The following is a 244-nucleotide window of genomic DNA, read 5'->3' as shown; positions in this document are numbered from 1 at the left end:
CCCCTGTTAGATACGGAAGTCGCTTAGCTTAGGAACACTCAATGGGAGTTTAGCTCAGCTGGGAGAGCATCTGCCTTACAAGCAGAGGGTCAGCGGTTCGAACCCGTTAACTCCCATAAAAGGTCCCGTAGTGTAGCGGTTATCACGTCGCCCTGTCACGGCGAAGATCGCGGGTTCGATTCCCGTCGGGACCGTTTTATAAGTCTGGTGGACTTATAAAATTTATTGAAGAAAATCAATTAAA

2 tRNA genes are annotated in these 244 nt (G+C 48.4%); both read left to right on the top strand.

From position 1 onward, the window contains the following. The first annotated feature begins 43 nt into the window (after positions 1-43). A tRNA-Val gene (locus AT575_RS10395) sits at positions 44-116 on the top strand. 5 nt (positions 117-121) lie between these two features. Further along, a tRNA-Asp gene (locus AT575_RS10390) sits at positions 122-194 on the top strand. Positions 195-244: the final 50 nt, after the last annotated feature.

Source organism: Streptococcus penaeicida (assembly GCF_002887775.1).
Lineage (GTDB): Bacteria > Bacillota > Bacilli > Lactobacillales > Streptococcaceae > Streptococcus > Streptococcus penaeicida.
The sequence above is the reverse complement of the archived record's forward strand: the minus strand, read 5'-3'. Positions and strand labels throughout refer to the sequence as shown.